Source organism: Mesorhizobium sp. B2-4-14, from assembly GCF_006442155.1.
Taxonomy (GTDB): Bacteria; Pseudomonadota; Alphaproteobacteria; order Rhizobiales; family Rhizobiaceae; genus Mesorhizobium.
On record NZ_VFVA01000049.1, the window covers coordinates 22,490 to 30,547 of the forward strand.

Here is an 8,058-nt window from a genome sequence, read left to right on the forward strand (position 1 = left end):
ACGGCGACCGCCGACAGTCCTGCCGACGATCCCGCCGCCTTTCAGGGTGCGGAAGGCAGTCCATGGATCAGACACGGCGGGCAGGGCATCAATCGGCCCATAAGGCGGCCCATGGGCCGGCAAAGCCGACATTTTCCGAATTGTTCACGCCGAAACTCGTGACGGTCTGGCGGGAGGGTTACCACCTGCCGCAATTCAAGGCCGACGTCATGTCCGGCCTGACGGTCGCCATCGTTGCGCTGCCGCTGTCGATGGCAATCGCGATTGCATCGGGCGTGACGCCGGAGCGTGGCCTCTACACCTCCATCGTCGGCGGCTTCATCATCTCGGCATTGGGCGGCAGCCGTTTCCAGATCGGGGGGCCGGCCGGCGCCTTCATCGTGCTGGTGGCGGCCACGGTTGCCCGCGTCGGCGTTGACGGCTTGCTGCTGGCGACGATGATGGCCGGTGTGTTCCTGCTCGCCATCGGCTACCTCCGGCTCGGCACCTACATCAAGTTCATCCCCTATCCGGTCACCGTCGGCTTCACCGCCGGCATTGCCGTCATCATCTTCTCCGGCCAGATCGTCGAACTGTTCGGAGTGACCTTGCCGGGCAAGGAGCCCGGACCGTTCGTGCCAAAACTGATCGCGCTTGGCGAGGCGGCCGGCACGATCAACCCCGCCGCGACCTTCGTGGCGCTGCTGACCATCGCGACCATCGCCTTGCTGAAGCGCTGGCGGCCGAAATGGCCGGCCATGCTGATCGCCATCGGGCTCGCCTCGCTCGCCGTGGCGCTGCTTGCGCTGCCTGCCGAGACGATCGGCACGCGCTATGGCGGCATCCCGCGCAGCCTGCAATGGCCTGGCCTGCCGCCGGTCGGCCTCGACAGGATGATCGACGTCCTGCCGGACGCTATCGCTTTCGCGCTGCTCGGCGCCATCGAGTCGCTGCTGTCGGCCGTCGTCGCCGACGGCATGACGGGCCGGCGGCACCGGTCGAATTGCGAGCTGGTGGCGCAGGGCTTCGCCAACATCGCCTCTGCCCTGTTCGGCGGCATCTGCGCCACCGGCACCATCGCCCGCACCGCAACCAATGTGCGGGCCGGCGCGCACGGGCCGGTCTCGGGCATGGTGCATTCGGCGATCCTGCTCGCGCTGATGCTGGTGGCGGCGCCGCTCGCCAGCTACATCCCGCTCTCGGCCCTTGCCGGTGTGCTGGCGGTGGTCTGCTGGAACATGTTCGAAAAACAGGCCTTCGCCGCGCTGCTGCGCGCGTCGCGCGGCGATGCGCTGGTGCTGATGGCGACCTTTCTCATCGTCGTCTTCCGCGACCTGACCGAAGGCATCGTCGTCGGCTTCGCGCTCGGCTCGATCCTGTTCATCGACCGCATGGCCAAGTCGGTCGCGGTCGAGGCGGATCTGGCGCAGGATGATGTCGCCGACCGCATCAACGGCGCCGGCGCCTATGATTCCAGCGAGGCGAGCGACGCCGACACAGTCGTCTACCGTATCTCGGGTGCATTCTTCTTCGGCGCCGCCTCCACCGTCGGCAGCGTGCTCGACCGCATCGCCGACCAGCGCCGCAACTTCATCCTCGACTGTTCCGCCGTGCCGCTCTTCGATTCGACGGCCGCCAATGTCATCGAAAGCGCGGCCCACAAGGCCAGGCGCGCCGGTGTGCGCTTCATCATATCAGGTGCGTCGCCGCAGATACGGCGCATGCTGATCAACCACGGCGTCAAGCGGCCGCTGGTGACCTACGCCGCCTCGATCCGCGACGCGCGGGCACAGTTGGTTGGGAAACAAGAGGCGCCGTAGCTTTGCGTTCAGAACTCTTCGTTGGAGGGCGGCGTTGGCCCTCTCTCACCGGTTGAGCGATCTCGGACCGCTGACGAAGGGACTGCCCCTGAGATAGAACCGCAGCAGCCGGTCGGCATCCTTCGAAATGCCGATCCTGGGGCTCTCCGCGATTTCGCCGGGCTCGGGATCATCGCTTGCGAGCCATAGCGGGCCTTCCTGGCACAGGTCGAGCCCGTCGAGTGAACGATCGATACGCAATGCCGCGGCCAGTCTCCCGGGCCCGCGCGCCAGATCGCGCAACCGCTCGACACGACGGTTCAGCCGCATGATCGCGATACCTTCCAGTGGCTCGAGGGCCCGGATCAGCACGCCGGTACCGATCCCCGGCATGTCGCTCGAGACATTCAGCATGTAGGAGACGCCATAGGCAAGATAGACATAGGCGTGCCCCCGCTCGAGGAACAGCGAGCGGTTGCGCGGTGTCATCCCCCGATAGCCGTGCCCGGCGGCATCGCCGGCGACATAGGCCTCGGTCTCGACGATGCGGCCGCTGACCCTGCCTTCCGGCAAGTCGCGCACCACCACCTTGCCGATAAGAGTGCGGGCGAGGGACACGGTATCGTTCGGCAAGTCCGCGCGGCCGATCGGCCGGTGATTGTCCCTGTGCTTCACGGTCGTCACAACCCGACGGTTTGTTTGATCCGCGGATCGAAGTCCTTCCGCGGTCAAGCCCCCGCAGCAGCCAAATCCTCCGGAGACGGAGCGCTGGCAAGATCGTCGCGCGCCTTGCGGGCCAGTTTTTTCGTCGAGTGCTTGGGGCTGTCGCCGAAGAGTTCGGAGGCCTCGGCGAGACAGGTTTTCCTCAAGCTCTTTTCCGAACGCTTCAGCAGCTTGCCGAGGAGCTTTGTATCCTCCGGCGGCCCAAGCGGCTCGCCGTCGGTCTCGAGCAGCGCGCGCATGACGAACACGTCATGCAGTTCGCCGAGCCGGTCGCCCAGCGCATCGACGGCCTTGCGCCGCGCCTTGATCGGCGTCGGCCAAAGCCTGCCCAGCAGCGAGAGGTGCATGCCATGTGCCTTGGCCGCCTTGCGCAGGTCGTGGAAATCGTCGGCTTCGCCGCGCGAGCCGGCTTTGTCGAGCGCCTTCCTGGCCCGGCGCAACGCGGTACGGGCGCCTTCGGCAAGCACGTCGGCGGCCTGTTCCGGCTGGTCGGGCAAGGCAAGACTTTCGATCCGCTTCATGCCGTCCTCACAGGCAGCGGTCGCCGCGCCGATTGCGGCCCGAAGCCCAGCGCCCTCAAGCAGATCATGCTGGCGGGCGACCAGCCTGTCGCGCACGGCATCGAGCCCGCCATTGGCGCTTTCCTTGTGAAAATCTGCCGCCAGCCGGTCGATGGTCTCGATCAGCGCCGTCGCTTCACGGGGGCCGGCAAGCAGCGCCGCCACATTCCGGTAACAATGGTTCTCGGTCGTACAGAATGTTTCGTTCCCGGAATGAACAAGCCGCAGCAAGGCGCGCGCGCTCTTGATCCGCTTGCGGCATTTGTGCACTCCCTGTTCCGGCCGGCTGCGCGCCGTGTCCAGATGCAGGAGTGCTTTGCCGATTTCTTCGGCAAGGATGCGCCTGACCTCAGCGGTCAACGGCAGGCGCGGATCGATGCGAAAGCTCATGCGGCGATCTCCGGAATCCCCCCGAGGGCGAGCGACGCGTTGTAAAATTTCTGCTCGCCGGTGACTTCTCGGCCGAGCCAGTCTGGCAGCATTTCGTCCGGCACGTCTTCCGGCGTCTCGAGTTCGGCCACCACAAGTCCCGCGAGCGCGCCACCAAAGACGTCCACTTCATAGAGATAGCCGCGATGCCTAACATGGTGACGTGTCTTCTCGATGACACGTCCGATGGCGAAGTCCAGCATCTCCAGCGCGTCGGCCAACGGGATCGGGTATTCGAATTCGTCCCGCTCACGCGCCGCGTGCCCGAATTTGAGCGTAAGCTTGGCGGAGGCGCCATCGCTGATACGGATGCGGACGGTTCGTCCAGGTGCGGTGGCGAGATAGAACTGGAGAATGCGGATATCCGCCTCGACCAGATCCCGCCACGCGGTGCTGGAGACCAGGAACTTGCGCTCGACTTCCTTGCCCATGACCGCGCACTAAAGCGTCTGCCGCGGACGATGGCAAGACGGCTACGTACACGAGTTGACTTTAATCAATCGATTGATTAAAATTCGACATGACCAAGTCGCCGATCACCGGAACTTCGCGCCGCCAACCAGCCCCGGCGGAGTTGACGCGCGCCGCGCTTGTCCGCGCTGCGCTGAAACTGTTCGGCCGGCAGGGTTTCGACGGCACCTCGACCCGCGAGATCGCGGCGGAAGCACAAGCCAATATTGGCTCGATCGCCTATCATTTCGGCGGCAAGGAAGGCCTTCGCACGGCCGCCGCCGACTATATCGTCGAAACCATCCAGGCGATCGCCGGCCAGGCGCTCGGTAATGGCCAGCCGGGAGCGGCAAGCGATCCGGAGGCGGCGCGCGCGCAGCTTTTCGCGGCACTGGAGCGGATGGTCGGTTTCATCGTGGCGCAGCCGCAGGCCGGCGAGATCGTGCAATTCGTGCTGCGTGAACTATCGCATCCGACGGCGGCGCTCGACCGCATCTATGACGGCGTCTTCGAGCCGACGCATCGCCGGCTGTGCCTGATCTGGGAGCAGGCGACCGGCGAGCCGGCCGAAAGCGAACGGACCCGGCTGACCGTGTTCACGCTGATCGGCCAGGTCATCTATTTCCGCATCGGCCGCGAAGCGGTGATGCGCCGCATGGGCTGGCATGACATCGGCGCCGCCGAGGCCGCCAAGGTCGTGGCGGTCACTACGGACAACCTCAGCGCCATGCTGGCCGCCAGAAAAGGGACCGGGATGAAGGGGCAAAGACCATGAGCTTGCTGTGTTCGCTGCCGCTCGCCGCGCAGCTTTTCGGGGCCTGTGCGCCCACCGCCCCGCTGGCCGTCGGCTATGTCGAAGGCGATTATGTGCTGCTGGCGCCGATCGAGGTGGCGCAGGTCGAGACCGTTGCCGTGAAGCGCGGCGATCGCGTCACGCCCGGCACGACGGTGGTGACGCTGGAAAGCGCCGACGCCAGGATCGCGGTGGCGCAGGCCGAGGCAAGCCTCGCGCAGGCGCAGGCACAGCTTGCCGACCTGCAGGTCGGCAAGCGGCCGGAGGAAATCGCCGCGCTCAAGGCTCAGGTCGACATGGCCAAGGCGCAGGCCGATGACGCAAAGCGAAAATACGACCGTGCCGCCGATCTGTTCAAGCGCGGCACCGGCACGCAGGCCGATTACGACACGGCTTCGGCGACCCTGGAGACCGCCAACGCCCAGGTCGGGCAGGCTGAGGCCAATCTCGCCGTCGGCGGCCTGCCAGCGCGCGCCGAGACGATCAAGGCCGCCGACAATCAGGTCAAGCAGGCGCGGGCCGCGCTGCAGCAGGCCGAGTGGCGGCTGTCGAAACGGGTGCTGGCGGCGCCATCGCCCGGCCGCGTCAACGATGTCATCCGCAATCCAGGCGACACAGCCGGGCCGACGGCGCCTGTCATCTCCATGCTGCCCGACGGCGCGGTCAAGCTCAGCGTCTATATACCGGAAACCGCCTTCGCTTCCGTCAAGGTCGGCAGCCTGCTCAGCGTTCGTTGCGACGGTTGCGGCCCGGACGTGAAGGCGCGCGTTAGCTACGTCTCGCCCGACCCCGAATTCACGCCGCCGGTGATCTATTCGCTCGAGAACCGGCAGAAGCTGGTCTATCTCGTCGAGGCGCGGCCGGAGGGCGATGCGGGTCTGCTGCAGCCCGGCCAGATCGTCGACGTCGATCTCACGGAAACGGCGAAATGAACGTCATCGACGTTCATGGCCTGGTCAAGCGCTTCGGCGACAAGACCGTCGTCGACCATGTGACGATGGCGGTCGCCGAAGGCGAGATCGTCGGCTTCCTCGGCCCCAACGGTTCGGGCAAGACCACGACCATCCGCATCATGTGCGGCCTGCTGACGCCGGACGAGGGCGAAGGCACGGTGCTGGGGTTCAACATTCGCAGCGACTCGCTCCGGATCAAGCGCGAAGTCGGCTACATGACGCAGAGATTCTCGTTCTACGAGGATCTGACGAACGGCGAGAACCTCGAATTCGTGGCGCGGCTCTACCAGTTGAAGCCGGTCGAAGAGTATGTCGCCAAGACACTCGATGAGCTTGGACTGGCCACGCGCCGCAACCAGTTGGCCGGCACCTTGTCCGGCGGCTGGAAGCAGCGGCTGGCGCTGGCCGCCTGCATCATGCACAAACCGAAGCTGCTTTTGCTCGACGAGCCGACGGCCGGCGTCGACCCGAAAGCGCGGCGCGAATTCTGGGACGAGATCCATCACCTTGCCAGCGGCGGTCTCACGGTGCTGGTCTCCACCCACTACATGGATGAAGCCGAGCGCTGCCACCGCATCAGCTACATCTCCTACGGCAAGATGCTGGCCACCGGCACCGTCGCGGACGTGGTGAAGAATGCCGGGCTGACCACGTTCGTGGTCGAGGGCCCCCGTCTCGACAAGGTGGCTGAAGCGCTGCAGGGCCGCCCCGGCGTCGACCAGGTGGCGCCGTTCGGCGCGACGCTGCATGTCGTCGGCTCCGACAAGAAGAAGCTCGAAACGGCGCTCGCCGATGTCGAGAAGCAATACAAGGGCGTGACGGTGGCGCCGGGCGAAACCAGCCTCGAGGACGTCTTCATCCAGTTCATGTCCGGCTCGAAGGACAACATGGCATGAACGACGTCTTTTCCTTCGCCAGGCTCGGCGCGCTGCTGATCAAGGAGTTCATCCAGATGCGGCGCGACCGCATCACCTTCGCCATGATGCTGGGCGTGCCGCTGATCCAGCTGGTGCTGTTCGGCTACGCCATCAACAACGATCCGAAGAGCCTGCCGGCGGCGCTGGTGGCGACCAGCAGCGATCCCTATACGCGCGCCATGGTCTCGGCGCTGCAGACCACCGGCTATTACCGCTTCGACCATGTCGCGCGAAGTGCGGAGGAAGCCGAGTTCCTGATGGCGCGCGGCGATGTCGCCTTCGTCGTCACCATCCCGGCCGATTTCGGCCGGCGGGTGGAGCGCGGCGACAAGCCGCAAATCCTGATCGAGGCCGACGCCACCGACCCGGCGGTGGCCAGCGGCGCCATCTCGACGCTCGGCACCGTCGCCGGCCAGGCGTTGCTCAGAGCCCAGGGCATGCAGGAGGCCGCCGCCGAGGCCGCCAAGGGCCAGCTCGATGTGGTGGTGCACCGGCGCTACAACCCGGAAGGCATCTCGCAATACAACATCGTGCCCGGCCTGCTCGGCGTCATCCTGCAGATGACGATGGTGATGATGACCTCGATCGCGCTGACGCGCGAGACCGAGCGCGGCACGATGGAGAACCTTCTAGCCATGCCGTCCAGCCCGCTGGAGATCATGATGGGCAAGGTGCTGCCTTATCTGGCGGTCGGCGCGGTGCAGGTGCTGGTGGTGCTGGCGGCCTCGAAGCTGCTGTTTTCCATTCCCTTCGCCGGCTCCATATCGCTGCTGCTTAGCGCCGTGCTGATCTTCGTGCTGGCGCTGGTGCTGCTCGGCTACACGATCTCGACCATCGCCCGCACGCAGATGCAGGCGCTGCAGCTCACGTTTTTCTTTTTCCTGCCGTCGATCATGCTGTCGGGCTTCATGTTCCCCTATCGCGGCATGCCCGGCTGGGCGCAGATTTTCGGCGAAATCTTCCCGCTGACGCATTTCCTGCGCATCACCCGCGCGGTGATGCTGAAGGGCGCGCAACTGCCGGCGGTGGCGACCGAGATCGGCTGGCTGGTGGTATTCGTGGCATTGTTTGCCGGCGTAGCGCTGGTGCGGTTCAGGCGGACGCTGGATTAAGGGGCGGAGGGCGGTGCGTCGGGCGAGCGTGGGTCGAAACGGGTCTTTGCGTGCTCAGAACCGGATATCAATGAACGCACGTTCTAACCCGGAGCAGGATAATCACGGGTTGAGCCGTGCACGACTGCTTTGCGCTTCATTGCGATCATTTGGTTGGCTCCAATGGTTCCCCAAAAGCAGCCATGCTTGCCAACCATCAAAATCTTCACAACATCAGAGCTTCGTGTGAAAACTGACGACGCCTAAGGACGGCAATTAACGGCAATTAGAGCATCGGGCGATTAACATGCAACGTAGCCTGCCTGTTTGAGATAGTTCCAGCATTCGGTTGGATCGAACATGG

8 protein-coding genes are annotated in these 8,058 nt (G+C 65.2%); 5 read left to right on the forward strand and 3 right to left on the reverse strand.

What is annotated here, in order from left to right; all coding sequences use genetic code 11:
• Positions 1–62 precede the first annotated feature (62 nt).
• Positions 63–1,799 carry a SulP family inorganic anion transporter gene (locus tag FJ938_RS26940; RefSeq protein WP_140699186.1) on the forward strand — a complete coding sequence of 579 codons (1,737 nt, stop codon included), beginning with the start codon at positions 63–65 and terminating at the stop codon, positions 1,797–1,799.
• A gap of 45 nt (positions 1,800–1,844) precedes the next feature.
• Here the strand turns inward: FJ938_RS26940 and FJ938_RS26945 are convergent, their stop codons facing one another.
• From FJ938_RS26945 to FJ938_RS26955, 3 genes are read right to left on the reverse strand one after another with little or no spacing between them, the layout of a single operon-like run.
• Positions 1,845–2,462, reverse strand: coding sequence for a DNA-3-methyladenine glycosylase (locus FJ938_RS26945; protein WP_181169190.1), 618 nt, complete (start codon positions 2,460–2,462; stop codon positions 1,845–1,847).
• 44 nt (positions 2,463–2,506) lie between these two features.
• Positions 2,507–3,451 carry a CHAD domain-containing protein gene (locus FJ938_RS26950; RefSeq protein WP_140699192.1) on the reverse strand — a complete coding sequence of 315 codons (945 nt, stop codon included), beginning with the start codon at positions 3,449–3,451 and terminating at the stop codon, positions 2,507–2,509.
• Positions 3,448–3,921, reverse strand: a complete 474-nt coding sequence (locus tag FJ938_RS26955) for a CYTH domain-containing protein (protein WP_140610594.1) — start codon at positions 3,919–3,921, stop codon at positions 3,448–3,450. The genes FJ938_RS26950 and FJ938_RS26955 overlap by 4 nt, the downstream gene beginning before the upstream one ends.
• 89 nt (positions 3,922–4,010) lie before the next feature.
• Here FJ938_RS26955 and FJ938_RS26960 point away from each other — a divergent pair, with 89 nt between their 5' ends.
• From FJ938_RS26960 to FJ938_RS26975, 4 genes are read left to right on the forward strand one after another with little or no spacing between them, the layout of a single operon-like run.
• Positions 4,011–4,715, forward strand: coding sequence for a CerR family C-terminal domain-containing protein (locus FJ938_RS26960; protein WP_140699195.1), 705 nt, complete (start codon positions 4,011–4,013; stop codon positions 4,713–4,715).
• Positions 4,712–5,665 (forward strand): HlyD family efflux transporter periplasmic adaptor subunit, encoded by a 954-nt coding sequence (locus tag FJ938_RS26965; protein WP_140699198.1) that lies wholly within the window; start codon positions 4,712–4,714, stop codon positions 5,663–5,665. Before FJ938_RS26960 ends, FJ938_RS26965 begins: the two co-directional genes overlap by 4 nt.
• Entirely contained in the window at positions 5,662–6,582 is a 921-nt protein-coding gene (locus FJ938_RS26970) for an ABC transporter ATP-binding protein (protein ID WP_140699201.1), read from the forward strand. The genes FJ938_RS26965 and FJ938_RS26970 overlap by 4 nt, the downstream gene beginning before the upstream one ends.
• Positions 6,579–7,715, forward strand: a complete 1,137-nt coding sequence (locus FJ938_RS26975) for an ABC transporter permease (RefSeq protein WP_140699204.1) — start codon at positions 6,579–6,581, stop codon at positions 7,713–7,715. Before FJ938_RS26970 ends, FJ938_RS26975 begins: the two co-directional genes overlap by 4 nt.
• Positions 7,716–8,058: the final 343 nt, after the last annotated feature.